A 24,743-nucleotide genomic window follows, 5' to 3' on the forward strand; every position below is an offset into this window, starting at 1 on the left:
GACCAGGAGGAGCGCACTGTCGTCCCGCTCCTGCAGGGGAGAGGTCGGTGCGGGCGCCGGGACGGCGGCGGGGCGCCGGCGGGGGATGAAGGAGGCGATGGCGAGGGCGACGAGGGCGGCGCCTGCGCCGAGGCCGAGAACCACGCGGAAGGCGTTCTCCGACGGCACGGCGGCCGGGCCGAACGGGACGGTCATCTGGGCGAGGACCACCCCGGCCACGGCGCTCGCGATCGAGGTGCCCAGTGCGCGCATGAGGTTGTTGAGGCTGTTCGCCGCGGCGGTCTGCGTGACGGGCACGGCGGCCATGACCAGCGCGGGCATGGCGCCGTAGGCGAGGCCGATGCCGGCACTGATGAACACCGACATCAGCAGGAGCTGCCAGATGGTGGCGTGCAGCACCACGCCCAGGCCGTAGCCGACGGCGACGACGAGCGCGCCGAGCATCAGGGTGGTGCGCGGGCCGGGGCCGGCCGTGATCCGCGCGGAGACCGGGCTCATCGCCATCATGACCAGGCCGCCGGGGGCGAGGACCAGGCCGGCGGCGAAGATCGACTGGCCGAGCCCGTACCCGGTTGCCGTGGGCAGCTGCAGCAGCTGGGGCAGCACGAGCGACATCGCGAACATCGAGAACCCGAACACCGCCGACGCGGTGTTGGTGAGCAGCACCTGGCGCCGCCGGCTGATGCGCAGGTCGACCAGCGGGTGCGGGGTGCGCAGCTCCCACCAGCCCCACGTCGCCAGCGCGACGACCGCCACGGCGAACAGGCCGAGCGTCAGCCCACTGGCCCAGCCCCAGGTACCGCCCTTGGAGATGGCCAGCAGCAGGCACACCAGCGTGACCGACAGGCCGACGGCGCCGACGAGGTCGAAGCGTCCCCCGGCGCGCTGCGGTGACTCCGGGATCAGGGTGACCACGAGGACGGTGGCGATCGCCCCCATGCCGCCCGCGGCCCAGAACAGGACGTGCCAGTCGGCGTACTGGGCCACCAGCGAGGCGATGGGCAGACCGAGCGCACCGCCGACACCGAGCGATGCGCTCATCAGGGCGGTGGCCGAGCCGAGGCGCTCCGGAGGGAGCTGGTCACGCATCAGGCTGATCCCCAGCGGCACCACCCCTGCCGCCAGACCCTGCAACGCGCGGCCGATGACCAGCGGCACCAGCGTGGTGCTCAGCGCGGCGATCACGGAGCCGGCCACCAGGACGATCAGGCAGACCATGAGCATCCGGCGCTTGCCGAGCATGTCCGCGAGCCGGCCCACGGTCGGGGTGGCGACGGCGCCGGCGAGCAGTGTCGCGGTGATGGCCCACGTGGTGTCGGCAGGCGCGGCGTTCAGCAGCTGCGGCAGCTGGGGAATCAGCGGGATGACCAGGGTCTGCATCAGCGAGACCACGATCCCGGCGAACGCGAGCACGGCCACCAGAACCGTGGCGGGCGACCGGCCTGCGGCGGGGCCGGTCGCCGGCGCGCTGGGTGAACTCATCGGGGACGGCTCCGGGCTCGGCGGGAGGGCAGGGCGGACGAAGACTAAATCAATCGGTTGAGTTAATCCAGCAGATGCGGTTCACTCGGTACCGGCGCGCCGGTGTCGGTCGTGCCCGCCGCACGTCGGACAGGAGGGTTGGCGATGGGCTGGGACGTCGCGGAGCGGACCCTGCAGCACCCGACCCCGCGAAGCGCGCTGGACGTGGGAGTGCGCGCGCCTTCCCCGGCCGTGTCGTGGCGGTGCCGGTCACGGTCGGCAAGATGACGGCCATGGTGCTCGCCGATCGCAGCCGCAGGGAACAGCGGGTCGCCGACCCTCCGCGGGCCCGCACCGAGGGGCCGGCCGTCGGCGGCGGTGTGGACGAGCTCCCGGTGCGGTGGTGACCGTGCCGGCACAAGCCGCCCGCGGCCCGCGGGCCTCCCGCGCCGAGCGCAACACCGTCACCCGCGATCGCATCCTGGCCGCCGCCGAGCGGCTGTTCGCCGAGCACGGCGTGTACGCCGTCTCCAACCGCCAGGTCGGCGAAGCCGCGGGCCAGGGCAACACCGCCGTGGTCGGCTACCACTTCGGCACCAAGACCGACCTGGTCCGGGCCATCATCCGGCGCCACAGCGAGCAGATCGAGCGGATCAGGGAACGCCTGCTCGCCGACGTCGGCGACAGCCCCGAGGTGCGGGATTGGGTCGCGTGCCTCGTGCGGCCCATCCCCGAGCACCTCGACGGGCTCGGCGCCCCCACGTGGTACGCCCGCTTCAGTGCCCAGGTCATGACCGACCCCGCCCTGCGGGAGATCATGATCGAGGAGTCCCTGACCTCGCCGGCGCTGCACCGCATCCTCGACGGGCTCAACGGCTGCCTGCCCGCGCTGCCGGTCGAGGTCCGCATCGAACGCGGCGACATCGGCCGGCACCTCATGGTGCACGTCATCGCCGAGCGCGAGCGCGCCCTCGCCGAAGGCACCCCCACCCCCCGCGCCACCTGGCACGACGCCGCCTCCGGCCTGATCGACGCCCTCGTCGGCGTCTGGCTCGCCCCGGTCACGCAGCCCTGACACCCGGGTGAAGCGGGTCGCCGACCCTTGCCCGGACTGGGCATGACCAGGGCTGTGTGGCTCGGGTGTCCCCTGATGCGAGGGACATCGACGCCGGGGAACGCTCCGTGCCGAAGAACGGGAAACGGAGAGGCATATGGAGCACGGCATGCACGCCACCGGTCACGTGTACATCCAGACCAACGAGGTCGAGAACGCCGTCATCCACTACGCGCGTGCTTCGGACGGCTCGATCGCCGAGGTGGGGCGCATCCCCACCGGGGGAGCGGGTTCCGGGTTGTACAAGCCGATCAGTGGGCAGGAGAGCGCGCCCAACGCCTTCGAGGCGGCCGGCAGCGTGATCGTCACGGCGGACAAGCGGTTCCTGTTCACCACCAACGGTGGTGACAACTCGGTCTCGAGCTTCGGCGTCGGCGAGGACGGCAAGCTGACGCTGCTGGACGTCAAGCGGACCGGGAACATCGTCACCGGCAGGAGCGGCACCGCGAAGTCGCTGGCGTACTCGGCGGCGAGCGGCACGCTGTTCGTGCTGCACTCCTTCGGCCCCGACCACGTCCGCCTGATGTCGGTGAGCAGCGAGGGCAAGCTCAAAGCCCGGCCGGAGGGCTACACCGTGAACACCCCGGACAAGCCGCTGCGGGTGTCCACGATGGTCGTGCTGTCCCCGGACGAGAAGTTCCTGGTCGTCGGCACCACGTTCGACCAACCGGCCGCGGCCAATCCGGACGGCTCCCCGATCCTCTGGGCGGACCAGCCCGACGGCACGAAGAAGTCCGTGGCGTCCAACGCGCCCGACCCGGACGGCATCGTCGTCTTCCCGGTGCAGGCGAACGGCTCGCTGGGAGAGGGCCTGTTCCAGGACGGTGGTGGCGCATCGCCGTTCTACCCCGCGTTCCTGAACCACCGGCCGGATCGCCTCGTCATCGGTTACGCCGTCGCCGACGGCATCGCACTGGCGACGTTCGACGAGCGCGGTGAGCTCGGCACCGGCCCGGTGGTGAAGATCGACACCGGCGGGGGGCTGCCGTCCGAGCTGTGCTGGCTGGCGGTGTCGCCCGACGACCAGTGGGTCTTCGCCACGAACTTCGGCTACAGCCACATCAGCAGCTTCCGCATCGACGGCGACGTGATCTCACTGGTCCACCATTCCGCGTGCGAGAAGGTGCCTGGTGACGGGACGTTCCGGGCGCTCAACGGGACGGTCAGCAGTGGCCCGAACGACAACTGGATCACCCCGGACGGTGGTTACCTGTACCAGATCTACGCCAACGCCTCGACGCTCATCGGGTACGCGGTCCAGCCTGATGGCTCGCTCACCGAGGTCACCAGTGCGGAGATCCCCTACAACAGCCCGCAGGGGCTGGCCGGGTTCTGACATGACGGTGCACAGCGGCTCCGGAGAACCACGTATCGAGACCTCGCTGTCGTCCTTGATGCTCAGCCCCCGGGAAACCGAGAAGCTGGTGATCTACCAGGTCGCCGAGCTGGCGCGCAGGCGGAGAGATCGCGGTCTCAAGCTGAATCTTCCCGAGTCGATCGCTCTGATCACCGAGGCCTTGCTGGAAGCGGCTCGGGACGGCAAGTCCGTCGCCGAGGCGACCGAGCTCGGCAAACAGGTGGTGAGCCGGGACGACGTGCTGCCCGGTGTGCCGGAGATGGTGAACGTGGTCCAGGTCGAGGCCACTTTCCGTACGGGCACGCAACTGTTGGCCGTGGCCAACCCGATCCCCTAGGGGCTGACGATGATTCCGGGTGAGTGGTTGCTCGACGACGCCCCGATCGAGATCAACACCGGGCGACGCACCCTGCGCGTCTCGGTGCGCAACACCGGTGACCGGCCGATCCAGGTCGGCTCCCACTTCCACTTCTTCGAAGTGAACCGGGTGTTGGACTTCCGCCGGGCGGCGACGCTGGGCATGCGCCTGGACGTGCCGTCGGGCCAGTCGATCCGTTTCGAACCCGGTGACGAGCGCGACGTCGACCTGGTCGAGTTCGGCGGTGCCGGTCGGGTGATCGGGTTCAACGGCCTGCTCGACGGTGGCATGTCGGCCCGATGGACGTCGAGCCGGGCCTTGGCCCGGGCCGCCGAACTGGGGTTCTCCGGAATGGACGATCGACCATGAGCTCGGTCCCGAGACGGCAGTACGCGTCGCTCTACGGTCCGACAGCGGGCGACCGGTTCCGGCTGGCCGACACCGAGCTGATCGCCCGGGTCGACAGCACCCGCATCCTGCCCGGTGAGGAGGCGGTCTACGGCGGTGGCAAGTCGATCCGCGACGGCATGGCGCAAGCACCCGGACTGCGCAACGCCGACGGCGTGCTGGACCTGGTGATCACCTCGGTCGTCGTCATGGATGCGGTGGTGGGGATCCTCAAGGCCGACATCGGGGTGAAGGACGGGCGGATCGTCGGTGTCGGCCAGGCCGGCAACCCGTACGTGCAGGACGGGGTGTCCGCGAACCTCGCCATCGGGCCCGGTACGGAGGTGATCTCCGGCGAGGGTCTCGTCGCCACCGCTGGTGCGATCGACTCCCACGTGCACTTCCTGACGCCGGCACAGGTTCCGCACGCCCTGTCGAGCGGGGTGACCACCCTGCTGGGCGGCGGCACCGGTCCCGCCGACGGCTCCAAGGGCACGACGTGCACACCCGGCCCGTGGAACATGGCGAGGATGCTGGAGGCGACCGCGACCCTCCCGGTCAACGTCGGCTTGATGGGCAAGGGCAACAGCAGCCGGCCGGAGGGCCTGCGTGAGCAGGTGGAGGCCGGCGTCTGCGGGTTGAAGGTGCACGAGGACTGGGGCGCCACACCAGCCGCGCTCGACTGCGCGCTCGAGGTGGCCGGCGAGTACGACGTGCAGGTGGCGTTGCACGCGGACACCCTCAACGAGAGCGGGTACCTCGCGGACACGCTCGACGCGATCGACGGGCGGACGATCCACAGCTACCACACCGAGGGCGCCGGCGGCGGCCACGCTCCGGACATGATGGCCATCGCGTCGTTGCCGAACGTGCTTCCGTCCTCGACCAATCCCACGCGTCCCTACACCACGGACACGACGGACAACCTGTTCTACATGACGATCGTGACGCACCATCTGAATCCGGACAATCCGGAGGACGTGGCGTTCGCCCAGTCCCGGATCCGCGCCGAGACCGAGGCGGCCGAGGACGTGCTGCACGACATGGGCGTGCTGAGCATGTACTCGTCGGACTCGCAGGCCATGGGTCGCGTCGGTGACACCGTCGCGACCTGCTGGCGCACCGCGGACAAGATGAAGAAGCTGACCGGCAGCCTGCCAGGGGAAGCGGCTGGTGACGACAACCAGCGGATCCTGCGCTACCTGGCGAAGCTGACGATCAACCCGGCACTGACGCACGGCATCGGCCATCTCGTCGGCTCGCTGGAGCCGGGCAAGATCGCCGACATCGTGCTGTGGCCGACGAACATGTTCGGCGTCAAGCCGAAATGCGTGATCAAGGGCGGCATGATCGCCTGGTCGGTGATGGGCGACGCGAACGCGTCGATTCCGACCCCGGAACCCGTGTTGCTCCAACCGATGTTCGGCGGGATGGGAAAGGCGGCCGGGCGTACGTCCGTGACGTTCGTATCGCAGGCCGCTGCCGAGGCCCGGGTGATGGAGCGGCTCGGGATCGACAGGTGGACGGAAGCGGTGCGCGGGTGCCGCACGGTCGGCAAGGCGCAGATGGTGCGCAACGACCTGACCCCTGACATCTCCGTGGACACCGAGACCTACCAGGTCACCGTGGACGGTCAGCCGGCCGTCGTGCCTGCTGCCGGCGAGGTGTCGATGTCACAGCTGTACTACATCGTCTGATGCCGGGCCATCCGCGGCAGGTGCGAGGTTCCGAATGTTGACGGGATTCCTCTCCGTTCTGCAGCTGAGCGACTCGGCGTTCCCCAGCGGCCGCTACACGCTGTCCTCCGGTCTGGAGACGCTGGCGCAGACCGGTCGGCTGGCGACGCCCGGCGACCCCGCTCTGCTGTCGGCCCTGCTGGGTGACCACCTGCGGCTCGCCGTCGCGCCGTCGGACGGTATCGGGCTGGTGTGTGCGCACCGTGCCACGGCGACCCCGGACTCCCTCGATCTGGAGCTGGTCACGAGCGCCGACGAACGGTTGACCGCGGTGAAGCTCTCACGCGAGGCCAGGGAGACCTCGACGCGCACGGGGCGGGCCCTGCTGCGCGTCGCGACGTCCACCTTCGGCGCCAGGGCGGTGTCGCACTACGCGAGGCACGTCCAGAGTGGGCGCTCGCCGGGCAACCACGCGGTGGTTCTCGGTGTCGTGAGCGCATGCCTCGGCGTGCCGCGTCCGGAGTCGGTGGCCGGTGAGCTGTTCGCGTTCTCCGCCAACTGGGTCGCGGCCGCGGTGCGGCTCGCAGTGACCGACCACAGCACTGCTCAGGCCGTGCTGCACGAGGTGCGCCCCGTCATGGCCGAGGCGGCATTGCACGTCGTCGACAAGGACGTTCCCGATATCGCCAGTTGCACGCCGCTGCTGGATGTCATGGCGATGCTGCACGAGGAATCCGAACTCCGGCTGTTCGCCAGCTGAGGAATGGGACACGCGACATGGAGCCACCTACCCACACGCACGACCACGGCCCGACGTCCCGGTTCGCCGGCGTCCGGGCCCCGGGCATCGCCAGGATCGGCATCGGGGGGCCGGTCGGTTCGGGTAAGACGGCGCTGATCGAGGAGCTGGTCCCACTGCTCATCGCCGCCGGACACAGCCCGCTGGTCGTCACCAACGACATCTTCACCAGCGAGGACGCCCAGCACGTGCGACGCACGCTCGCCGGTGTGCTCGCGCCGGAGCGGGTCGTGGGGGTGGAGACCGGCTCCTGCCCGCACACGGCGGTGCGGGACGACCCGAGCATGAACCTCGACGCGGTCACCGAACTGACCCATCGCTTCACCGATGCGGACGTCGTGCTCGTCGAGTCGGGCGGCGACAACCTGACGCTGACGTTCAGCTCGGCCCTCGCCGACTACTTCATCTTCGTGATCGACGTCGCCCAGGGTGACAAGATCCCGCGCAAGCGTGGCCCCGGGGTGACCCACTCCGATCTCCTGGTGATCAACAAGGTGGACCTGGCCGACTTCGTCCGGTCCGATCTGTCGGTGATGGACCGGGACGCCCGCGCTGTGCGTGCCGGTCGGCCCTTCGTCTTCACCAACTGCTTCACCGGCGACGGGCTCGCCGAGGTCATGGACCGGATCGGTGGGGTCATCGGCCGGTTCGCTCCCACCGCCGGCCCGAGATGACCCGCCGGGACGACCTGGCGTGGTGCACGCCCACCGAGCTGCCCGAGGAACTGCTCACGTTCGGTGGCACGGTCCGGGACGGCCTGGCGGTCGGGGCCCCGGGGAAGACGGGAGTGCTCGATCTGGCGCTGGCCCAGCGCGCCGGGAGAACGAAGGTGATCCGGCAGTACCAGCGGGCTCCGCTGCACATCTACCGGCCGATCTACCTGGACCCCGGCCGGCCCGACATGGCGTTCGTCTTCCTGCAGCAGCAAGGCGACGGGATCGTCCAGGGCGACCGGTGCCGGGTGGACATCGACTGCGAGCCCGGCTCCGCTGTCCACGTCACGACCCAGGCCTCGACCAAGGTCTTCGCCGCCCGGGACAACTTCGCGACGCAGCTGATCAACCTCCGCGTCGGTGCCGGTGCCGTGCTGGAGTACCTGCCCGATCCCGTCGTGCCGTTTCGCGGGTCGCGGCTGTTCCAGCGGACGTCCCTCTCGGCAGCGGAGGACGCGACGGTCATCCTCGGTGAGATCCTCCTGCCCGGCAGGGTCGCGCACGACGAGGCACACGCGTACGACCTGTACTGGACCGAGACCGAGGCCTATGACCTCGACGGGAAGCTGCTGTTCGCCGACACGCTCCGGCTCCGGCCCGGCCAGGTGGGCGACCCGCGGTCGCCGGGCGTGCTCGGTGGCTACGACATCGTGGCCACGCTGTTCGTGATGTGCTCGCGGATGTCACCGCCCGACCTCGTCGCGCTGCTTCGGGACGCGCTCGCCGAGGTACCGGACGTGCTTGCCGGCGTCAGCGAGCTGCCTGCCGGGTGCGGCGCCGCTGTGCGCATGCTCGGGCACACGTCCACGGCGGTCCAGGCGGCGATGCGCACGGCCTGGAGCGGGGCGCGCACGTCCCTGGTCGGGGCCCCGGCCCCCGATCTCCGCAAGGGTTGAGCCGCGGCCGGCACACCGCAGGCGGCATCACACCGGGGTGGGTTGATCCAGCGCAGCGAAACCCGAGACGTCCACGCACGCGATCCCGCGGTTCTCCACGATGACCACCAGGACGCTCTCGCAGTTCGCGCAACGGCCCACGACGCCGGGCGCATCGAGGTAGACCCGCAGCTCCGCGAGGCGGCTGCTCTCCCCGCACGTCGCGCAGGTTCCGACGGCCGTCGTCATCTCCTTGCCGAACACCGAGCGCAGCGTGCCTGCGATCGCGTTGCCGTCCAACAGGCTCATCATGTTCCCGTCCCGCCGAAGCGTTCCGTTCTGATCAGGTCGGGCGCGTGCCCGAGCGTTACGAGTGCGTCCGCCGCCGTCTCGACGAATGCGGTCGGCCCGCAGACGTAGACGAGCGGACGGTCAGCAGGCGGCCACGCCACCAGGTCGATGAATCCCCGGTCGATCCGGCCCCGATACCCGTCCCAGCCACCTGGCTGCTCACGGGTGAGTGTGATGCGGATGTCGATCTCCGGGTACCCGGACATGCGGGTGAGCTCGTCGCGGTAGATGAGTGCCGACTGCGAACGGGCCGAATACAGCAGCCGTATCGGTGCTGCGCCACCTGCCGCCCGGTGGTGCCGCAACATCGAACGGAACGGCACGACGCCCGAGCCTCCTGCAACGAGCAGTACCGGACGTTCGCAGGTGGCCTCCCACACGAAGTAGCCGCCGATCGGACCCCGCACCTCGACCTGGTCGCCGATCCGGAGTTCGTCGACCAGGTAGGGCGACACCTCACCGTCGGCCAGCCGTTCGACGGTCAGCACGACGTTGCGGTCCTCCGGAGCCGAGGCGATCGAGTAGCTCCGCTGCGCTTGGTAGCCGTCGTCGGCGGTCAGGCGGACGTCAACGTGCTGGCCTGCTCGATGACCGTGCCAGTTGCACAGTGCAAGAGCGATGCTTCTGGTGTTCGGCGTCTCCTCGACGAGCTCGACCACCGTGCCCAGCTGCCACTTCAGTCGCCCGTGTATCGCTGTTCCCGCCATGGGTCTCCGTAGTTGTGGTAGCCGTAGCGTTCCCAGAAGCCCGGCTCGTCCTGGTTGCGGAGTTCGAGGCCACGCACCCACTTGGCGCTCTTCCAGAAGTACAGGTGGGGGACGAGCAGCCGGACCGGCCCGCCGTGCTCCGGGGCCAGCGGTGCGCCGTCGTAGGCGTACACCAACCACGCTCTTCCGTCCGAGATGTCGGCAAGCGGCATGTTCGTCGTGTAGCCACCGTCGCTGAAGGCAAGCACGTGCTGTGCCTGGGTCCGGGTTCCGCCGAGCAGCGTCTCGAGTGAGACACCGGTCCACGATGTGTCGAGCTTCGACCACTTCGTGACGCAGTGGATGTCGACGGTGATCGTTTCGCTCGGCAGGTTCCGGAACTCGTCCCACGTCCAGGTCCGGGGTCGGTCGACGGCGCCTCGGACCGTGAAGGTCCAGTCCGCTGGTGGTGTCTTCGGTGTCGGTCCGGCCGACAGCACCGGAAACCCCGAGGTGACGTACTGGCCGGGCGGGACCCGTGCCGGATCGACGTCGGTGCGTCGTCTGCTGTGGAAGTTCGGCGACAGTGCCATCGCGCCTACCGGCAGGGTCGGACGCCGGTGGCCCGCTCCCGGCTCCTTGCTGAAATCTCCATGAGGGCACCCTGCTCCCCGGTGCGCCTCGTTCGCGCCCGTGAACTCCCCAGTCGACTCCCCGGTCCCCAGGTAACTAACCGTTGACTGATTTAGCGACCGGCGCTATCGTTAAGTATACGGTTAGTTAGAAGTAGGGAGTTCCGATGTCCACCGTTCTCATCACCGGCTCGAACAAGGGCCTGGGCTACGAAGTCACCCGGCAGCTGGTGGCCGCGGGCCACACCGTGTACGCGGGCGCCCGCGACGTCGCGCGCGGCAGCACGGCCGCCGCCGAGCTCGGCGCGCGTTTCGTGCAGCTCGACGTGACCGACGACCCGTCCGTGGCGGCCGCGGCGAAGGCGATCGAGGCCGACGGCGGGCTGGACGTGCTGGTCAACAACGCCGGCGTCGAGCCGCGCACCGCCGACGGGGGGTTCGTCCCCGTCGCCGACGTCACCGCCGACTCGGTCCGCGAGGTGTTCGAGACCAACGTGTTCGGCCAGGTCCGGATGCTGCACGCGTTCCTGCCGCTGCTGGCGGAGTCCGCCGCCCCGGTCGTGGTCAACGTCAGCAGTGGCCTGTCGTTGACGCGCGACCTCGGGGACCCGGTGAACCCGGCACACTTCTACCCCGACATCGCCTACCCGTCGTCCAAGGCCGCGGTCAACATGCTGACGGTGCAGTACTCGAAGGCGTTCCCCGGCATCCGGATCAACGCCGTCGACCCCGGCTTCACCGCCACCGACCTCAACCACCACGCCGGCACGCAGACCGTCGAGCAGGGCGCTGAGGTCATCGTCCGGATGGCCCAGGTCGGGCCGGACGGCCCCACCGGTGGGTTCTTCGACACCACCGGTCCGATCCCCTGGTGACCGGGCCCGCAACCCGCGTACCCGCTACTCCGGATGGAGTGAACGACATGTCCGCGTCATCGGCAGAGCGCCGACCACGTCCCCGCGACGCCGAGGCGACCAAGGCGCTCCTGCTGCGCGCCGCGACCGAGGAGTTCGCCGAGTACGGGCTGGCCGGGGCCCGCATCGACCGCATCGCGGACCGCGCGGGCGCCAACAAGCGGCTGATCTACGTGTACTTCGGCGACAAGGACCGGCTGTTCGACGCCGTGGTCGACGACCAGGCGCAGGCGGTCACCGCGGCCGTGCCGCTGCAGGGCGGGGACCTGATCGCGTTCGCCGCGACCCGGTTCGACTACGTCCTGGCCCACCCCGAGGCCCGCCGCATCGCCGTCTGGCGCGCCTTCGAACGCGCCGAGCCGACCGATACGGAGGTGGCCACCTACCGCGACCGGTTGGAGGCGGTCGCCGCGGCGCAGCGCGAGGGCCGGCTGCGCACCGACATCCCGGCGGCCGACCTGTTCGCGCTCGTCCTGCGCATGACCGAGAGCTGGCTCAGCGCGCCGGCGGCCCTGCGCGCGGCCGCAGGCGACGAACCGAGCTCCGCCGACCGGTTGGACGAGCACCGGGCCGCACTCCTGGCTGCCGTGCGGAGCGTCGTCACGCCCTGATCAACGCGGCGTTTGCGCGACTCGGCCGGTGCGTGACACGGTGGATGCAGAGCCCTGCGGGCTCCCGGACGAGGGTGCCGTACCCGGACAGCGACAAGACGGCACACCGGAGTTGTCATGTCTTGGCTGGTTCTCGTGCTGTCCGGCGTGCTCGAAGCAGTCTGGGCCACCGCGCTGGGCAGATCTCAGGGCTTCACCCGGCCGGTCCCGTCGGTGATCTTCGTCGTGGCCCTCATCGCCAGCATGGCCGGCCTCGCCTACGCCATGCGCGCTCTGCCCACCGGCACCTCCTACGCGGTGTGGGTGGGCATCGGCGCCGCTCTCACCGTCGTCCATGCGATGGTCACCGGAGCCGAGTCCACCTCGGCCCTGAAGATCGTTTTTCTCCTCATGATCATCGGTGGCGTGATCGGCCTGAAGGCGAGCCACTGACCACAAGACGACGAAGGCCCGGCGGCTCCCCCTGAGGGGAGGACCACCGGGCCGTCGTCGTCAGCCGGTCAGACGTCGTAGATCAGCACGCTACATGCTTCTGAACTGCGGATATGGAGATCAACAGGCTGTTCGTGGCGCATCTGTGGCGCACGAGAACCAGGCCAGGGCTCGCGGCGGGTCAAACGACCGCGATTGTGACGAGGTCTTCAAGACCTGCGAGATCCTTCGGATTGCGGGTGTAGATGGTGGCGTTGTGGGCGTGGGCGGTAGCGGCGATGAGCAGGTCCATCACGCGGGCGCGGGGTTGACGGCCGACGGCCGTGACGCGGGCGGCGAGCTGGGCGTAGCTGTCGGAGACGGCGTCGTCGACGGGCAGGGGGTCGAAGCGGCGCTGGATGGCGCTGAGCCTGAACAGGCGGGCGGCGCGCGCGTGCTCGGGTGCGACGAGGACGCCGAACTGCAGTTCGGCGATGCTGATGGTGCTGATCGCGAGCTCGCCGGGGATGGGGCTGACGTCGGTGTCGATCAGGATGCTGGTGTCGAGGATGCCGCGGCTCACGCGCGGGACCACGGGTCGACAGGGGCTTCGTCGAGGTGATCGCGGTCGTCAGCCCAGTTGGGATCGGTGGGTCCGGCGAACAGCGGCTCCAGGTCGACCCACTTGCGCCAAGTGCGCGGATTGACCGGGCCGAGCACGGCAGCTGGGCGTCCGGAAACGGTGATGGTCAGGTGTTCGCCTGCTTCGGCCCGGCGTACAAGGTCGCTGGCGTTTTGCCGCATCTCGCGGAGTCCGACCTCATCCATGACTGCAACTGTAGCACTTGTGCGACAGGGGTGATAGTCGATCCTGCCATACCATTCTCGATTCGAGCGATGGTTGTTTCGCTCGGAATTCGATGGCGTGTTGCCGCGCTGGGGTACCGATGCAAAGCAGGACGTACCGGGTGATGGGCTGGCCGGCTCGATCTAGTGTTTGAGTTGTCGTGGCATCGACGACCTTGACCGGTGCTGGCAGGGTTCGGCGGATGTCGAGACCGATCTATCGGCTCCGACCTCGGGATGGGCCGCACGGCATCCGAGGAGATCGAGGGCGTCGTGCAGGCCGATAAGCTGTCGCCGAGCCGCTGATGCGCGCTGGCGCCATGATGTGCATGTCCGATTCCGTCGTGAAGCACGAGGGCCCCGGCCTCGTGAGGAGACCCGTGCCGCGCCTGCTCGACCGTTCGATCCTCTATACCCTCACCCGCACGTGGCTCGACGTGGTGGCTAATGGCGGTTCGCTGTTCTCGCCGCAGTCCGCGGTGTGAACGCCGGCGGCGTTGGAGTCGCTATACGAGCAGATCGTGACAACCCCCGACAACGGTTCGAGGGAGTTCCAGGACAAGCTGCTCGGCCAGGCACGCGCCGAGGGCCCGGAGGGGCAGCGGCTGGCTGCCGAGGCGCTGTACGTGTGGCAGATCAAGGACAGCAGCAGCTTGGCGGCGACGAAGCGCGGGCAGGTCCGGAAGCTGCTCGACGGGTTGCCAGTGTCATTCGGGCGCGAGGTGGAGGAAGGCTTCGGGTACGGCATGGCGGCCTACGGTCCGGGCAGACTGAGGAGCCTGCCGGACTACCTGTTCGTGCTGCGCCTGGCGGTTCGACTTCAGAGGCGTTCGACGCGGTCGGCCTGCGGGCCCCGGTCGCTCTGACGCACCGCGTACCGGACCCGGTCACCCTTCTCCAGCGGCCCCGACCCCATGACCACCGACACGTGGACGAAGAGATCGTCTCCGCCCGCGTCCGGGGTGATGAACCCGAAGCCGCGGTCGCCGTCGTAGCGCGCGACGACACCCTCACCGCCTCGTACGGGCACCTCCCGCGATACCGGCCCTACGGCTGGTGCCGACCGCTGCGGCGCCGTCTGGGGCTCGGCGCCCCGGACCAGGTGCACGTCGCGGGCCTGCGGACCCCTGTCCCCACTGGCCACCTCGTAGGCGATGCGGTCGCCCTCGGCGAGCCACGTCAGCCCCTCGGCCAGGGCCCGGGCGTGGACGAAGACGTCCCCGGCGCCGGAGTCGGGGTTGATGAAGCCGAAGCCCTTGTCCTCGTCGTACCAGGCCACCGTGCCATCAGCACCGTCGGTGCCGTCCGCGGTGCCCGTGGTGCTGGCCGCAGCGGGCAGGCCGGCCCCCGCTCCCAGCGGGATCACGTGCCCGGCCTGCGGGCCGCGCTCGCCCTCCACGACCAGGAACGCCACCCGCTGCCCCTCGATGAGCACGCCGCCGGTCACGATGGCGGAGCTGTGCACGAAGATGTCGGCGCCGCCGCCGTCGGGCGAGGCGAAGCCGTAGCCCTTGCCCGGCTCGTACCAGGTGACGGTGCCGAGCAGGCCCACGGCGCTGTCGGCGGCCGCGTCGGCGGTGACGCGAACGCGCAGCGCCTGGGGCCCGCGGTCGTTCTCGCCGACCTCGAACACGACGGCCTGGCCCTCGCGGAGCACTGTCGCGCCGCCGTCCCCGACGATCTCGGAGGCGTGCACGAACACATCCGGCGAGCCGTCCTCGGGCGCGAGGAAGCCGAAACCCCGTTCGGTGTCGAACCAACGGACGGTCCCTTGCGGCATTGAAGGCTCCAGGTCGGGAGGGCGGGTACTGGCCCCAGTCTCCCCGACCGACCTCGCGGTCCGTCGGGCCGGGGGCCCACAGGGGGGCGGTGCGGGCCCGCGCGCTGGCGGAGGCTCGGGCAGCAGGGGCTCGATCAATTCTCAGAGCCGGTTCTCGACCAGCCGCTGCTGCTCCATCGTGCTCACGACCGGGTCAGCGCCGGTATCGCCCAAACTCATACCGGAGCTGCTGGCAGGTGCGGGACCTGCTCGGGGGAGTACGCCGACGGCGCGTACCGGGAGAAGGCCGCGTGCCGGACCTCCAGCAGGCGAGCGACGTCTGTCGGGAGGGCGCGACCGACGCGAAGCTCAGGCACGGCTGTCACCGACCACGACTCGGACGAACGGGGCAAACAGTGCGGAACCATGATCATCCGGCGTCTCGTGGCGCGCGGCCATGATCAGCGGAGGCGGGACGGCGGGCGGTGACTGCCTCGGACTGCTGCTCACAGCGTCGCCAAGCCTTGGAAGACGATCTTCGTTCGTGGCGCACCCGTGGCGCACGAGCACGAAAAACGGCGGTTGACACTGACAAGCGCCGGAAGGCGTCTTGCCAGGTCAACCGCCGTTTTGTCGCTGCCTAGATGGTCAGCGAAACGCCTGAATCAGACGTCGTAGTACAGCGCGAACTCGTACGGGTGCGGGCGCAGCCGCAGCGGGTCGATCTCGTTCTCCCGCTTGTAGGAGATCCAGGTCTCGATCAGGTCGGGGGTGAAGACGCCACCCTCGAGCAGGTACTCGTGGTCCTCCTCGAGCCGGTCGATGACCGCGCTCAGGCTGCCCGGGACCTGCGCGATGTCCTTGGCCTCCTCGGGCGGAAGCTCGTAGAGGTCCTTGTCGATCGGCGCGGCCGGCTCGATCTTGTTCTTGATGCCGTCCATGCCGGCCATCATCATCGCGGAGAACGCCAGGTACGGGTTGCCCGAGGAGTCGGGGCAGCGGAACTCCAGGCGCTTGGCCTTGGGGTTGTTGCCCGTGAGCGGGATCCGGATACAGGCCGACCGGTTGCGCGCCGAGTACACCAGGTTGACCGGAGCCTCGAAGCCCGGCACCAGGCGGTGGTAGGAGTTCACCGTGGGGTTGGTGAACGCCAGCAGGCTCGGGGCGTGGTGCAGCAGGCCGCCGATGTAGTAGCGGGCGGTGTCGGACAGGCCGCCGTAGCCGGACTCGTCGTGGAACAGCGGCTGGCCGTCCTTCCACAGCGACTGGTGGGCGTGCATGCCCGAGCCGTTGTCGCCGAAGAGCGGCTTCGGCATGAAGGTGGCCGTCTTGCCGGCCGCCCAGGCCGTGTTCTTGACGAGGTACTTGAACAGCATCACGTCGTCGGCCGCGTGGAGCAGGGTGTTGAACTTGTAGTTGATCTCGGCCTGGCCCGCGGTGCCCACCTCGTGGTGGCCACGCTCGACCTCGAAGCCGCTGGAGATCATGTGGGCGACGATGTCGTCACGCAGGTCGGCGTAGTGGTCCACGGGCGGCACGGGGAAGTACCCGCCCTTGAACGGCACCTTGTAGCCCTGGTTGCCGCCGACCTCTTCACGGCCGGTGTTCCACCAGCCCTCGACGGAGTCGATGTGGTGGTACTGCTGGTGCGGGTCGGACCCGAAGCGCACCGAGTCGAAGATGTAGAACTCGGCCTCGGCACCGAAGAAGCAGGTGTCGGCCACGCCCGAGGCGCGCAGGTACTCCTCCGCCTTGCGCGCGACGTTGCGGGGGTCGCGGCTGTAGGGCTCCCCGGTGATCGGGTCGTGCACGAAGAAGTTGATGTTGAGCGTCTTGTGCTTGCGGAACGGGTCGAGCCGGGCCGTGGCGGCGTCCGCGAACAGCGCCATGTCGGACTCGTTGATGGCCTGGAAGCCGCGCACCGACGAGCCGTCGAACGCGATGCCGTCGTCCAGCAGGTCCTGCGTGAACGTGGCCGCGGGCACCGTGAGGTGCTGCATGACTCCCGGGAGGTCGCAGAACCTGATGTCGACGTACTCGACGCTCTCGTCCTTGATGAAGCTCAGAACCTCTTCGGAGTTGCTGAACACCCTCGATGACTCCTTCGAACGGCATGGGGGTCGAATGACCACTCTCGCTGGCGACGCTATGGGCGCGTTGTTGCCCAGCGGTCACTCGGCCGTTTCACGGAGGTTAACGGACTGGGCAAGCTGTCCCTCCGGTGTCGCGCCCCTACGCTAGACGCCATGGCGCGCTGGATCGAGTCCTGGATGCCCGGATCGAGCACGGGGCCACCCGGACGCGGCGCCGACGGCCATCCGGGCCAACGCTTCGGCCTGCCGGCCGAGGGGGTCAGCTCGGTGGCCGGGTTCGGGCGCCGGCTCGGCGCGTTACTGGTCGACTGGCTGTTGGGCTACCTGATCGCGCTGCTGGTCCTTGGCTCGGACGAGATCGGCGGACCGAACCTCTCGTGGGCGGTGCTCGGCATCTGGTTCCTGCTCACGGCCGTGCCGGTCGCGGTGTTCGGCGCGAGCGCGGGGATGACACTCCTGGGCATCAGGGTCGCCTCGATCGACTCCGCCCCCGTGATCGGGATTCCGAGGGCGCTGCTGCGCACGGCCCTGATCGCGCTGGTCCTTCCCGCGGTCGCCCGTGACGGCGACGGGCGCGGCTGGCACGACCGGGCCGCGCGCACCATCGTCGTGCGCACCCGGGCTTGACCCTCCCCGTACAGGACACCGGAGCGTCGACGGCATGGACGCCGACACCCTCAGCCCCGACCCGACCCCGCGGTCGACCGGAACGCCCCCGACCGGAACGACCCCCCCTCTCGTCGACCTCGCGGCCCGTGACGTGCTCGCCGTCGACGGCAGGGGCGCTCCGGAGGACCCGTCCTTCGCCGCGGCGGTGAGCGCGTTGTTCGCCACGCGGCTCGCGCTCGGCGCCGATCAGGACGTGCTGCTGGAGGGCACCTACAGCCAGGGCGGCAGCCTCTCCTCCGCCGACGGGCAGCCCTTCGACCTGGCATCCCCCCACGGCTGGGTCTGGCGCCTGCTCGTGCCCGCCCCGCCGCGCGCGTCCGAGGCCTCCGTCGCTGCCGAGGCGGCCTCGTCGGGAGCTCCGGTGCAGCTGCGACGGCAGGCGGGGCAGCGCGTGGCCCGCCTGCTGCACCGGGGCCCGTACGCGGCCGAGGGGCCGTCGCTCGAGGCGCTCTCCGCGTTCGTCGCCCGGCAGGGGCTCGTGGCGACGGGCCCGCACACCGAGATCTACCTCGACGATCCCGGCTCGACGCCGCCCGCCGACCTGCGCACCCTCCTGCAGGTGCCGGTGGCCCCCGTGCGATGAGTCTGATGCCGATCGGGGCGTTCGCGCGGCTGGCGCGTCTCACGGTCGAGGCCGTGCGGCACTACGACGCCGAGGGGCTGCTGGTCCCGGCGTCGGTCGACCCGCGGTCGGGCTATCGCTACTACCGCTCCGACCAGGTGCGCACGGCCACCACGATCGCGCTGCTGCGGGGCCTCGACGTGCCGCTGCCCGTGGTGCGCGAGGTGCTCGCGGCACCGGACGAGAAGACCGTGGCGGCCGTGCTCGCCGCCCAGCGCGAGCACGTTGCGGCCGAGATGGCCCGGCGCGAGCAGGTGCTGCGTTCCCTCGATGCGCTCCTGCTCGCGCCGCGGCGGGTGCGCTACGACGTCGGGATCGCCGAGCGCGCGCCGCTGTGGCTGGTCGGCCTGACCGGGAGGGTCCGGGCCGACGCCCTCGACGTGGACGCCGCGGCGCTCTGCGCCGCCGTGCTGCGGACCGGCGCGGGGAACGGGCGCGAACCGCTGGTCGGGGTCTTCCCGCTGGACCTGGTGGACGAGTTCGACGCGGCCGTCGGGGTGCCCGCGCCGCCCGGAACGTCCGAGGTGGCCGTGGCGTTGCCCGGCGGACCGTGGGCCGCGACCCTGCACGTCGGGCCCTACGAGGAGCTGCCGCTGGCCTACACGGCGGTGCTGGAGCACGTCCGCGAGCGAGGGCACCAGGTCAGGGGACCGGTGACGGAGACCTACCTGACCGACCCGGGCACCGTGGCCCCCGACGAGCTCGTCACCCGGGTGTCGCTGGCCCTGGAACCGTGATGCGGCTCAGCGGCGCCGGACGGTGCGCTGCACGCTGCGCATCTTCGCCCCGGCCGGCATCGGCCCCTTCGGCATCGCCGCGGCGCGCGAGCCCAGCGCGGCGAGCCGTGCCTCGAGGGACTCCATGTCCTTCGCGCTGATGTTGCGCGGCAGCTTCATGATGTGGCGCTGCAACTGCTTCAGCGGCACCATGCCGTCCTCGTTGCCCACGACCACGTCGTAGATCGGGGTGCTGCCCGCCACCCGCGCGGTGCGCTTCTTCTCCTGCGCGAGCAGGCTCTTCACGCGGTGCGGGGCGCCCTCGGCGACGAGGATGATGCCGGGCCGGCCGATCACCCGGTGCACGGCGTCGAGGTGGGTGGTGCCGGCGATGCCGGCCGTGACGCGCCACTGGCCGCGCATGTTGTCCAGCGCCCAGCCTGCGGCGCCGGGCTGGCCGTCGGCCTTCGTGTAGACCGAGCGCTGCACCCGCCTGCCGAAGATGCTGATGGCCGCCAGCACGCCGATCGCGATGCCGATCGGCAGCAGGATCCAGTGCAGGTTGAAGATCAGCCCGATGCCGAAGACGACCACCACCGACAGCAGGAAGACGCCGACCATCCAGGGGATGAGCGCCTTGTCCTCCCGGCGCTGCATCTTGAACGCCTCGAAGATCTGCTTGCGGCGCGCCTTCGATGCCGCGCGCTTGGCGCGCTTGGCTTCCTGCTTCGCTGCTTTGTCGGGCTTACCGGCCATACGGCTCAGGATACGGGTCGCCCAGCCGTGATCGCGGGCAGATCTCCACCGGTCACCGCAGCCGTGTCGGCACGGGGGTCCCGGGGCTTCAGCGGGCCAGCAGGGACCGGGCCTCCTGGGCGGCGGCGCCCTCGGTGGCCAGGTGGGCGAGACCCTCGGGAAGCTCCTCGCCCCGGTGCGCGACGGCCTGCGCGTAGAGCCGACCGGCCCGGTACGACGAGCGCACCAGCGGACCGGCCATCACCCCGGCGAACCCCAGCTCCTCCGCCGCGGCGGAGTGCTCGACGAACTCCTCCGGCTTCACCCACCGCTCGACGGGGTGGTGGCGGGCCGAGGGCCGCAGGTACTGCGTGATCGTGATGATCTCGCATCCGGCGTCATGGAGGTCGCGCAGCGCGGCGACGACCTCCTCCGGGGTCTCGCCCATGCCCAGGATGAGGTTGGACTTGGTGACCAGCCCGGCCGCGCGGGCCTTGGTGATCACCTCGAGGGACCGCTCGTAGCGGAACGCGGGACGGATCCGCTTGAAGATCCGCGGCACCGTCTCCAGGTTGTGCGCGAGCACCTCGGGACGGGACCCGAACACCTCGCCGAGCTGGTCGTCGCGGGAGTTGAAGTCCGGGATCAGCAGCTCCACGCCGGTGCCCGGGTTGAGACCGTGGATCTGCCGGACGGTCTCCGCGTAGAGCCACGCACCACCGTCGGGCAGGTCGTCGCGCGCGACGCCGGTGACCGTGGAGTAGCGCAGGCCCATGGTGCGCACCGACTCGGCGACCCGGCGCGGTTCGTCGCGGTCGAGGTCGGCGGGCTTACCGGTGTCGATCTGGCAGAAGTCGCACCGCCGCGTGCACTGCTCCCCACCGATGAGGAACGTGGCCTCGCGATCCTCCCAGCACTCGTAGATGTTGGGGCAGCCGGCCTCCTCGCACACCGTGTGCAGGCCGCCGGAACGCACGAGGCTCTTCAGCTCGGTGTACTGCGGACCGGTACGCGCTCGGGTGCGGATCCACGGCGGCTTGCGCTCGATCGGGGTCTCGCTGTTGCGGACCTCGAGACGCAGGAGCTTGCGACCCTCGGGTGCGATCGTCACGAACGTCAGGCTACGCCGCGGGGCACCGCGACGATTCCGTCGGATGTGACCTGCGGCGGCGCTGGTCGGCGCCCGCGGCGGGGCCCCCGGGGCACGGGTTAGCGTTCCCGTATGGACCTCAGGATCTTCACCGAGCCCCAGCAGGGGGCGAGCTACGACGACCTGCTGCGCGTCGCCAAGGCCACCGAGGACGCCGGCTACGACGCGTTCTTCCGGTCCGACCACTACCTGAAGATGGGCGACGTCTCCGGCGAGCCCGGCCCGACCGACGCGTGGATCACCCTCGCCGGCCTGGCCCGCGAGACGTCACGGATCAAGTTGGGCACGCTCGTCAACTCGGCGACGTTCCGGCTTCCCGGCCCGCTGGCGATCGCCGTGGCGCAGGTCGACCAGATGTCCGGCGGCCGGGTCGAGCTGGGGCTGGGCGCCGGTTGGTTCGAGACCGAACACGCCGCGTACGGCATCCCGTTCCCCAGCGTCCGGGAGCGGTTCGACGTCCTGGAGGAGCAGCTGGAGGTGATCACCGGGCTGTGGCGGACGCTCCCGGGAGATCGCTACTCGTTCGCCGGCTCGCACTACACGGTCACGGACTCCCCGGCGCTGCCGAAGCCGGTGCAGCAGCCGCACGTCCCGGTGATCGTCGGTGGCCACGGCCCGAAGCGCACCCCCGCCCTCGCCGCCCGGTTCGCCACGGAGTTCAACGTCGCCTTCAGCTCACCGGAGGTCAGCGCCACCCAGTTCGAACGGGTCGGCGCGGCCTGCCGGGAGATCGGGCGTGACCCGGCCGAGCTGGTCTACTCCGTCGCGAACACGATCGCCGTCGGCCGCGACGACGCCGAGGTGGCCGCCCGGTGCCAGGCGATCGGCCGCAAGGTCGACGAGCTGAGGGCGGACGGGCTGGCGGGCACGGTCTCCGAGATCGTCGACCGGCTCGGGCAGTGGCGGGAGAAGACCGGCATTACCCGGATCTACCTGCAGCTTCTCGACCTCGGCGACATCGAGCAGATCGAGCTGATCGCGGCGGAGGTCGCTCCGCAGCTGCGCTGAGGCGTCTGCACTGACACCTGCCGGGAACTACCGGAGCTGCCCCGCCACGTCCGCGGCCGCGGTCAGCAGCACCAGCACCGGGACGACCGCCCGGGGGGCGATCCGGTAGGACCCCCGGCCGTCCTGTTCCACCAGCCCGCAGTGGGTCAGGGAGCGCAGGTGGTGGTAGAGCTGCCCGGTGGAGGCGAGCCCGGCGGCCTGCTGCAGGGCCGCCGTGCCGAGCGCGCCGTCGGTGAGCAGGATGCGGGCGATCCGGGCCCGCGCCGGATGTCCGAGCGCCGCGAGCACGGCGACCCGGGGCTCGTCGTCGAGGTCGAGTGCAGCCCGGGCGTCGAGCGCGATCTCCCACGTGATGTCGCCGTGGAGATCGACCTCTCCCGAGTACCGGACGACCCCGGCCCCGCTCGGGCCCCGCTGCTTCGCGGGCCCGGCGGCGGCTCCGGGTGCCTCCAGTGCCGCCACCCGGCGTTCCAGGTCGGCGAGGCGCTGCAGGAGGTCGGCGTCCGGGTGCACACCGCCAGCATGCCCGCCGTCGGTCACCGCACTCCGACGGCCGTGCCGAGCCGCGTGAGCAGGGCGTCGTCGAGCAGCACCTGCTGGCTGAGCAGCAGCGGCGCCCCCGCGGTGAGTGCCTGCTGGTAGTCCGGCAGCGGCATGCCGGACAGCGCGACCACGGCCACGCCCACGGTGGCGTCGGCTCGGCGGACCGTCACGGCGTTGGTGAGGATCCCCGGCAGGCTCCCGCCCTTCTGTCCCGCGCCGAGCACCCCGGGGGGAAGGCGGTCGGCCAGCGGACGCTCCAGGTGTCCGCGCACGATCGCGGCGACCTCCGCCCCGAACCCGTCCGTCGCGGCGGCGCGGTGCATCCCGGCGAGCTGCGCGACGGTGCCGGCGGGGCCGCCGTCGAACCACTCCATCAGCCGGTCCAGTGCCGGGTCCGCGGCCGGTGGGGCAGCTTGCGCCGCTGGGTCCTGGGCAGCGGCCTCGATGGCCGCGGCCCGCTGCGCGACGGCGGCGCGCCACGCGGGATCGCCGGCATAGCGGCGCAGCGCGGCGACGGCGGCGGCACGCCGGTCCGCGGGGCCGGGCGGCGGGTCGTCGGTGAACGCGCCGGGGGTGAGGAGCCCTTCCCCGCCGAAGCTGGGGAGATCAGGTGCGGTCCAGCCGCCGGCGGTCGCCGCCGCCACGAGGGCGGCGTCGCCGAGGGTCTCGCGGAGCAGGTCGGGAACGGCGCTGTCGCTGGCGGCGGTCATCACGGCGACCAGGTCGTCCCAGCGCACCGTGTCGTCGGGACCGACGCCCAGCATCTGCAGCGCCTGCCGGTGGGCGGAGCCGTCGGTGCCCGGCACGTACCAGCGCTCCCACTCCGCCACGGACACCCGGGCGTCGGGGTCGAGTCGACCGGCGACCACCGCCTGGGCGTAGGCCGTGAGGTGCACGACCTTGGCCGCCGAGGCCAGCGGCCGGGACCGGTCGGCGAGATGCGCCACGCGCCGGCCGCGCCCGTCGTCCACGAGCACGGAGGCGGCGCCCGGATGCGCGGCGATCCAGTCCACCAGTGCGTCGGCGCTGTCGATCGGCCGCGGCTGCGCGGGTGTCGTCGTCGCTGGAGGAGCCGCCGTGCAGGCCGTACCCACGGCCAGCAGCGCGGTGGTGACGATCAGCTGGCGACGGCTGAGGGTCATCGGTCCTCCGTGATGTCGAAATTACGGAAGACCGTAGCAGGAAAGACGTGGCTATCGGTACGGTGCGGTCATGCAGGACGAACCGGGCAAGAAGAAGAGCCTGTCCCCAGGCACCGGCATCGCGCTCGGAATGGCCATCGGGCTCCCGATCGGCATGCTCGTCGACAACGTCGCCTTCGGGATCGCGATCGGAGCCGCGCTCGGCGTCGCGTTCGGTGTGGCGGGGCACCACGCCCGGCGGGTGAAGGCCGACACCACTCCGGAGCCGCCCGAGCGCTCGGAATGACCCAGGTCAGCGCAGCGACGGGTGCAGCTGCAGGTCCAGCCCGGCGGGGTCGGCCACCCTCGGCACCACGTGCTCGGCCACGGGCAGCGTGCCGTCGAGCGCCGCGATGACGGCGTCGGCCGCCGCCTCGCGCACCTCGTCCACCCCGACGCGCCTGCCCAGCTCGACCGACAGTGAGCTGACGCCGGCGTCGGTGATGCCGCAGGGCACGATCCGGTCGAACTCGGCGAGGTCGGGGTCGCAGTTCAGCGAGAAGCCGTGCTGGGTGACCCCACCCTGCACCCGCACCCCGATCGCGCCGATCTTGCGCTCCGGGCGGAGGTCGTCGGCGGGCAGCCAGACGCCGCTGCGGCCCTCGATCCGGCCCGCCGTGGTGACGCCGAGGTCGTGCACCACCCGGATCAGCGCCTCCTCCAGCCGCCGCACGAAGTCGACGACGTCGAGCGGCTCGGTCAGCGCCACGATCGGGTAGCCGACGAGCTGGCCCGGGCCGTGCCAGGTGATCCGCCCGCCGCGGTCGACGTCGACCACCGGGCTGCCGTCGGTGGGGCGGTCCTCGGGCCGGGTGCGCCTGCCCGCCGTGTAGACGGACGGGTGCTCGAGCAGCATCAGCACGTCCGGGCCCGTGCCCTCACGGCGGGCGGTGGCGTTCTCCCGCTGGATGTCCCAGGCGGACACGTAGTCGACGGTCCCGAGCCGGTCGATCCGCACGGGGTCGGCGGTGCGGCGACAGGACCGGACAGCAAGGCGCGTACCCATGAGCGTCACGCTACGCCCGCCCTGATCGTCCCCGCCTCGCACTGTGGCCCCTGTCTCTTATACAGATCTG

Annotated in this window: 30 protein-coding genes, 1 pseudogene and 1 riboswitch; of the genes and pseudogenes, 18 read left to right on the plus strand and 13 right to left on the minus strand. The window is 70.8% G+C overall.

What is annotated here, in order from left to right:
* Positions 1 to 1,482, minus strand: a 1,482-nt coding sequence (locus HF577_RS27165; protein WP_169398809.1) for an MFS transporter, incomplete at its 3' end; no start/stop codon positions are given.
* A gap of 263 nt (positions 1,483 to 1,745) precedes the next feature.
* Here HF577_RS27165 and HF577_RS39430 point away from each other — a divergent pair.
* The 9 genes and pseudogenes from HF577_RS39430 to HF577_RS27205 all read left to right on the plus strand — a co-directional run bounded on the left by HF577_RS39430 (position 1,746) and on the right by HF577_RS27205 (position 8,761).
* Entirely contained in the window at positions 1,746 to 1,868 is a 123-nt protein-coding gene (locus tag HF577_RS39430) for a hypothetical protein (protein ID WP_281359878.1), read from the plus strand.
* A 2-nt stretch (positions 1,869 to 1,870) separates the two neighbouring features.
* Complete coding sequence (locus HF577_RS27170) at positions 1,871 to 2,536, plus strand: TetR/AcrR family transcriptional regulator (protein WP_312859413.1); 666 nt, start codon at positions 1,871 to 1,873, stop codon at positions 2,534 to 2,536.
* A 124-nt stretch (positions 2,537 to 2,660) separates the two neighbouring features.
* Positions 2,661 to 3,911: pseudogene (locus HF577_RS27175) on the plus strand (beta-propeller fold lactonase family protein); the annotation flags it as partial.
* 55 nt (positions 3,912 to 3,966) lie between these two features.
* Positions 3,967 to 4,269 carry an urease subunit gamma gene (locus HF577_RS27180; protein ID WP_169398838.1) on the plus strand — a complete coding sequence of 101 codons (303 nt, stop codon included), beginning with the start codon at positions 3,967 to 3,969 and terminating at the stop codon, positions 4,267 to 4,269.
* A gap of 9 nt (positions 4,270 to 4,278) precedes the next feature.
* Positions 4,279 to 4,659: an urease subunit beta gene (gene ureB / locus HF577_RS27185; RefSeq protein WP_169398812.1), complete on the plus strand. Its 381-nt coding sequence runs from the start codon at positions 4,279 to 4,281 to the stop codon at positions 4,657 to 4,659.
* Positions 4,656 to 6,374, plus strand: coding sequence for an urease subunit alpha (ureC, locus tag HF577_RS27190; protein WP_169398813.1), 1,719 nt, complete (start codon positions 4,656 to 4,658; stop codon positions 6,372 to 6,374). Before ureB ends, ureC begins: the two co-directional genes overlap by 4 nt.
* Positions 6,375 to 6,408: 34 nt before the next feature.
* Positions 6,409 to 7,113: an urease accessory protein UreF gene (locus HF577_RS27195; protein WP_169398814.1), complete on the plus strand. Its 705-nt coding sequence runs from the start codon at positions 6,409 to 6,411 to the stop codon at positions 7,111 to 7,113.
* A gap of 17 nt (positions 7,114 to 7,130) precedes the next feature.
* Positions 7,131 to 7,826, plus strand: coding sequence for an urease accessory protein UreG (gene ureG / locus HF577_RS27200; RefSeq protein ID WP_169398815.1), 696 nt, complete (start codon positions 7,131 to 7,133; stop codon positions 7,824 to 7,826).
* Positions 7,823 to 8,761, plus strand: coding sequence for an urease accessory protein UreD (locus tag HF577_RS27205; RefSeq protein ID WP_169398816.1), 939 nt, complete (start codon positions 7,823 to 7,825; stop codon positions 8,759 to 8,761). The genes ureG and HF577_RS27205 overlap by 4 nt, the downstream gene beginning before the upstream one ends.
* A gap of 27 nt (positions 8,762 to 8,788) precedes the next feature.
* On the opposite strand, the gene HF577_RS27210 is transcribed toward HF577_RS27205, so the two are convergent.
* From HF577_RS27210 to HF577_RS27220, 3 genes are read right to left on the minus strand one after another with little or no spacing between them, the layout of a single operon-like run.
* A complete protein-coding gene (locus tag HF577_RS27210) occupies positions 8,789 to 9,052 on the minus strand; it encodes a DUF6510 family protein (RefSeq protein WP_169398817.1) in 264 nt (87 codons plus the stop codon).
* Positions 9,049 to 9,798, minus strand: coding sequence for a ferredoxin reductase (locus HF577_RS27215; RefSeq protein WP_169398818.1), 750 nt, complete (start codon positions 9,796 to 9,798; stop codon positions 9,049 to 9,051). Before HF577_RS27215 ends, HF577_RS27210 begins: the two co-directional genes overlap by 4 nt.
* Positions 9,768 to 10,370 (minus strand): sulfite oxidase-like oxidoreductase, encoded by a 603-nt coding sequence (locus HF577_RS27220; protein WP_169398819.1) that lies wholly within the window; start codon positions 10,368 to 10,370, stop codon positions 9,768 to 9,770. The genes HF577_RS27215 and HF577_RS27220 overlap by 31 nt, the downstream gene beginning before the upstream one ends.
* Before the next feature lie 206 nt (positions 10,371 to 10,576).
* On the opposite strand from HF577_RS27220, the gene HF577_RS27225 reads away from it, so the two are divergent.
* The 3 genes from HF577_RS27225 to HF577_RS27235 all read left to right on the plus strand — a co-directional run bounded on the left by HF577_RS27225 (position 10,577) and on the right by HF577_RS27235 (position 12,366).
* Positions 10,577 to 11,284, plus strand: a complete 708-nt coding sequence (locus HF577_RS27225; protein ID WP_169398820.1) for an SDR family NAD(P)-dependent oxidoreductase — start codon at positions 10,577 to 10,579, stop codon at positions 11,282 to 11,284.
* Between the two features lie 47 nt (positions 11,285 to 11,331).
* On the plus strand, positions 11,332 to 11,934 hold the full coding sequence (locus HF577_RS27230; RefSeq protein ID WP_169398821.1) for a TetR family transcriptional regulator: 603 nt from the start codon (positions 11,332 to 11,334) through the stop codon (positions 11,932 to 11,934).
* A gap of 46 nt (positions 11,935 to 11,980) precedes the next feature.
* Positions 11,981 to 12,042: riboswitch (guanidine-III (ykkC-III) riboswitch) on the plus strand.
* A 9-nt stretch (positions 12,043 to 12,051) separates the two neighbouring features.
* Positions 12,052 to 12,366 (plus strand): DMT family transporter, encoded by a 315-nt coding sequence (locus tag HF577_RS27235; protein ID WP_169398822.1) that lies wholly within the window; start codon positions 12,052 to 12,054, stop codon positions 12,364 to 12,366.
* A gap of 181 nt (positions 12,367 to 12,547) precedes the next feature.
* Here the strand turns inward: HF577_RS27235 and HF577_RS27240 are convergent, their stop codons facing one another.
* Both HF577_RS27240 and HF577_RS27245 read right to left on the minus strand, forming a co-directional pair.
* Entirely contained in the window at positions 12,548 to 12,928 is a 381-nt protein-coding gene (locus HF577_RS27240; protein WP_169398823.1) for a PIN domain-containing protein, read from the minus strand.
* Positions 12,925 to 13,173: a type II toxin-antitoxin system Phd/YefM family antitoxin gene (locus HF577_RS27245; protein WP_169398824.1), complete on the minus strand. Its 249-nt coding sequence runs from the start codon at positions 13,171 to 13,173 to the stop codon at positions 12,925 to 12,927. The genes HF577_RS27240 and HF577_RS27245 overlap by 4 nt, the downstream gene beginning before the upstream one ends.
* Positions 13,174 to 13,712: 539 nt before the next feature.
* Between HF577_RS27245 and HF577_RS27250 the strand changes: the two genes are divergently transcribed.
* Positions 13,713 to 14,057, plus strand: coding sequence for a hypothetical protein (locus HF577_RS27250; RefSeq protein ID WP_169398825.1), 345 nt, complete (start codon positions 13,713 to 13,715; stop codon positions 14,055 to 14,057).
* On the opposite strand, the gene HF577_RS40265 is transcribed toward HF577_RS27250, so the two are convergent.
* Together HF577_RS40265 and glnA are read right to left on the minus strand one after the other, a co-directional pair.
* Complete coding sequence (locus HF577_RS40265; protein WP_169398826.1) at positions 14,012 to 14,971, minus strand: cold-shock protein; 960 nt, start codon at positions 14,969 to 14,971, stop codon at positions 14,012 to 14,014. The two genes, HF577_RS27250 and HF577_RS40265, sit on opposite strands and share 46 nt — an antisense overlap.
* 644 nt (positions 14,972 to 15,615) lie before the next feature.
* On the minus strand, positions 15,616 to 17,040 hold the full coding sequence (glnA, locus tag HF577_RS27260) for a type I glutamate--ammonia ligase (protein ID WP_169398827.1): 1,425 nt from the start codon (positions 17,038 to 17,040) through the stop codon (positions 15,616 to 15,618).
* Between the two features lie 156 nt (positions 17,041 to 17,196).
* Between glnA and HF577_RS27265 the strand changes: the two genes are divergently transcribed.
* The 3 genes from HF577_RS27265 to HF577_RS27275 are packed head-to-tail and all read left to right on the plus strand — an operon-like array spanning position 17,197 to position 19,071.
* Positions 17,197 to 17,670 carry an RDD family protein gene (locus HF577_RS27265; protein ID WP_169398828.1) on the plus strand — a complete coding sequence of 158 codons (474 nt, stop codon included), beginning with the start codon at positions 17,197 to 17,199 and terminating at the stop codon, positions 17,668 to 17,670.
* Positions 17,671 to 17,704: 34 nt separating this feature from the next.
* The gene (locus HF577_RS27270; protein ID WP_169398829.1) at positions 17,705 to 18,295 is read left to right on the plus strand and encodes a GyrI-like domain-containing protein; all 591 of its coding nucleotides are present in this window, start codon (positions 17,705 to 17,707) and stop codon (positions 18,293 to 18,295) included.
* Entirely contained in the window at positions 18,292 to 19,071 is a 780-nt protein-coding gene (locus tag HF577_RS27275; RefSeq protein ID WP_169398830.1) for a MerR family transcriptional regulator, read from the plus strand. Before HF577_RS27270 ends, HF577_RS27275 begins: the two co-directional genes overlap by 4 nt.
* 6 nt (positions 19,072 to 19,077) lie before the next feature.
* On the opposite strand, the gene HF577_RS27280 is transcribed toward HF577_RS27275, so the two are convergent.
* Positions 19,078 to 19,806 (minus strand): DUF4191 domain-containing protein, encoded by a 729-nt coding sequence (locus HF577_RS27280; protein WP_169398831.1) that lies wholly within the window; start codon positions 19,804 to 19,806, stop codon positions 19,078 to 19,080.
* An 88-nt stretch (positions 19,807 to 19,894) separates the two neighbouring features.
* Positions 19,895 to 20,896 carry a lipoyl synthase gene (gene lipA, locus HF577_RS27285; protein ID WP_169398832.1) on the minus strand — a complete coding sequence of 334 codons (1,002 nt, stop codon included), beginning with the start codon at positions 20,894 to 20,896 and terminating at the stop codon, positions 19,895 to 19,897.
* A 111-nt stretch (positions 20,897 to 21,007) separates the two neighbouring features.
* Between lipA and HF577_RS27290 the strand changes: the two genes are divergently transcribed.
* Positions 21,008 to 21,943, plus strand: a complete 936-nt coding sequence (locus tag HF577_RS27290) for an LLM class F420-dependent oxidoreductase (RefSeq protein ID WP_169398833.1) — start codon at positions 21,008 to 21,010, stop codon at positions 21,941 to 21,943.
* A gap of 27 nt (positions 21,944 to 21,970) precedes the next feature.
* Here HF577_RS27290 and HF577_RS27295 read toward each other — a convergent pair whose 3' ends face one another.
* A complete protein-coding gene (locus tag HF577_RS27295) occupies positions 21,971 to 22,456 on the minus strand; it encodes an ArsR/SmtB family transcription factor (RefSeq protein ID WP_169398834.1) in 486 nt (161 codons plus the stop codon).
* Positions 22,457 to 22,479: 23 nt separating this feature from the next.
* Positions 22,480 to 23,628, minus strand: a complete 1,149-nt coding sequence (locus tag HF577_RS27300) for a serine hydrolase (protein ID WP_169398835.1) — start codon at positions 23,626 to 23,628, stop codon at positions 22,480 to 22,482.
* Between the two features lie 70 nt (positions 23,629 to 23,698).
* On the opposite strand from HF577_RS27300, the gene HF577_RS27305 reads away from it, so the two are divergent.
* Entirely contained in the window at positions 23,699 to 23,914 is a 216-nt protein-coding gene (locus HF577_RS27305) for a hypothetical protein (protein WP_169398836.1), read from the plus strand.
* A gap of 6 nt (positions 23,915 to 23,920) precedes the next feature.
* Here HF577_RS27305 and lipB read toward each other — a convergent pair whose 3' ends face one another.
* Positions 23,921 to 24,673 carry a lipoyl(octanoyl) transferase LipB gene (gene lipB, locus HF577_RS27310; RefSeq protein ID WP_169398837.1) on the minus strand — a complete coding sequence of 251 codons (753 nt, stop codon included), beginning with the start codon at positions 24,671 to 24,673 and terminating at the stop codon, positions 23,921 to 23,923.
* Positions 24,674 to 24,743: the final 70 nt, after the last annotated feature.

Source organism: Pseudonocardia xinjiangensis, from assembly GCF_012911925.1.
Taxonomy (GTDB): domain Bacteria; phylum Actinomycetota; class Actinomycetes; order Mycobacteriales; family Pseudonocardiaceae; genus Pseudonocardia; species Pseudonocardia xinjiangensis.

Excerpts from the sequence above, each read along its gene's own strand:
- HF577_RS27305 (WP_169398836.1), top strand. The coding sequence starts at position 23,699 with ATGCAGGACGAACCGGGCAAGAAGAAGAGCCTGTCCCCAGGCACCGGC.
- HF577_RS27265 (WP_169398828.1), top strand. The coding sequence starts at position 17,197 with ATGGCGCGCTGGATCGAGTCCTGGATGCCCGGATCGAGCACGGGGCCA.
- lipB (WP_169398837.1), bottom strand. The coding sequence starts at position 24,673 with ATGGGTACGCGCCTTGCTGTCCGGTCCTGTCGCCGCACCGCCGACCCC.
- HF577_RS27270 (WP_169398829.1), top strand. The coding sequence starts at position 17,705 with ATGGACGCCGACACCCTCAGCCCCGACCCGACCCCGCGGTCGACCGGA.
- ureC (WP_169398813.1), top strand. The coding sequence starts at position 4,656 with ATGAGCTCGGTCCCGAGACGGCAGTACGCGTCGCTCTACGGTCCGACA.
- HF577_RS27220 (WP_169398819.1), bottom strand. The coding sequence starts at position 10,370 with ATGGCACTGTCGCCGAACTTCCACAGCAGACGACGCACCGACGTCGAT.
- HF577_RS27215 (WP_169398818.1), bottom strand. The coding sequence starts at position 9,798 with ATGGCGGGAACAGCGATACACGGGCGACTGAAGTGGCAGCTGGGCACG.
- ureG (WP_169398815.1), top strand. The coding sequence starts at position 7,131 with ATGGAGCCACCTACCCACACGCACGACCACGGCCCGACGTCCCGGTTC.
- HF577_RS27300 (WP_169398835.1), bottom strand. The coding sequence starts at position 23,628 with ATGACCCTCAGCCGTCGCCAGCTGATCGTCACCACCGCGCTGCTGGCC.
- HF577_RS27275 (WP_169398830.1), top strand. The coding sequence starts at position 18,292 with ATGAGTCTGATGCCGATCGGGGCGTTCGCGCGGCTGGCGCGTCTCACG.
- HF577_RS27245 (WP_169398824.1), bottom strand. The coding sequence starts at position 13,173 with ATGGATGAGGTCGGACTCCGCGAGATGCGGCAAAACGCCAGCGACCTT.
- HF577_RS27230 (WP_169398821.1), top strand. The coding sequence starts at position 11,332 with ATGTCCGCGTCATCGGCAGAGCGCCGACCACGTCCCCGCGACGCCGAG.
- HF577_RS27205 (WP_169398816.1), top strand. The coding sequence starts at position 7,823 with ATGACCCGCCGGGACGACCTGGCGTGGTGCACGCCCACCGAGCTGCCC.
- HF577_RS39430 (WP_281359878.1), top strand. The coding sequence starts at position 1,746 with ATGACGGCCATGGTGCTCGCCGATCGCAGCCGCAGGGAACAGCGGGTC.
- HF577_RS27195 (WP_169398814.1), top strand. The coding sequence starts at position 6,409 with ATGTTGACGGGATTCCTCTCCGTTCTGCAGCTGAGCGACTCGGCGTTC.
- HF577_RS27280 (WP_169398831.1), bottom strand. The coding sequence starts at position 19,806 with ATGGCCGGTAAGCCCGACAAAGCAGCGAAGCAGGAAGCCAAGCGCGCC.
- HF577_RS27225 (WP_169398820.1), top strand. The coding sequence starts at position 10,577 with ATGTCCACCGTTCTCATCACCGGCTCGAACAAGGGCCTGGGCTACGAA.
- HF577_RS27290 (WP_169398833.1), top strand. The coding sequence starts at position 21,008 with ATGGACCTCAGGATCTTCACCGAGCCCCAGCAGGGGGCGAGCTACGAC.
- HF577_RS40265 (WP_169398826.1), bottom strand. The coding sequence starts at position 14,971 with ATGCCGCAAGGGACCGTCCGTTGGTTCGACACCGAACGGGGTTTCGGC.
- HF577_RS27210 (WP_169398817.1), bottom strand. The coding sequence starts at position 9,052 with ATGATGAGCCTGTTGGACGGCAACGCGATCGCAGGCACGCTGCGCTCG.
- ureB (WP_169398812.1), top strand. The coding sequence starts at position 4,279 with ATGATTCCGGGTGAGTGGTTGCTCGACGACGCCCCGATCGAGATCAAC.
- HF577_RS27235 (WP_169398822.1), top strand. The coding sequence starts at position 12,052 with ATGTCTTGGCTGGTTCTCGTGCTGTCCGGCGTGCTCGAAGCAGTCTGG.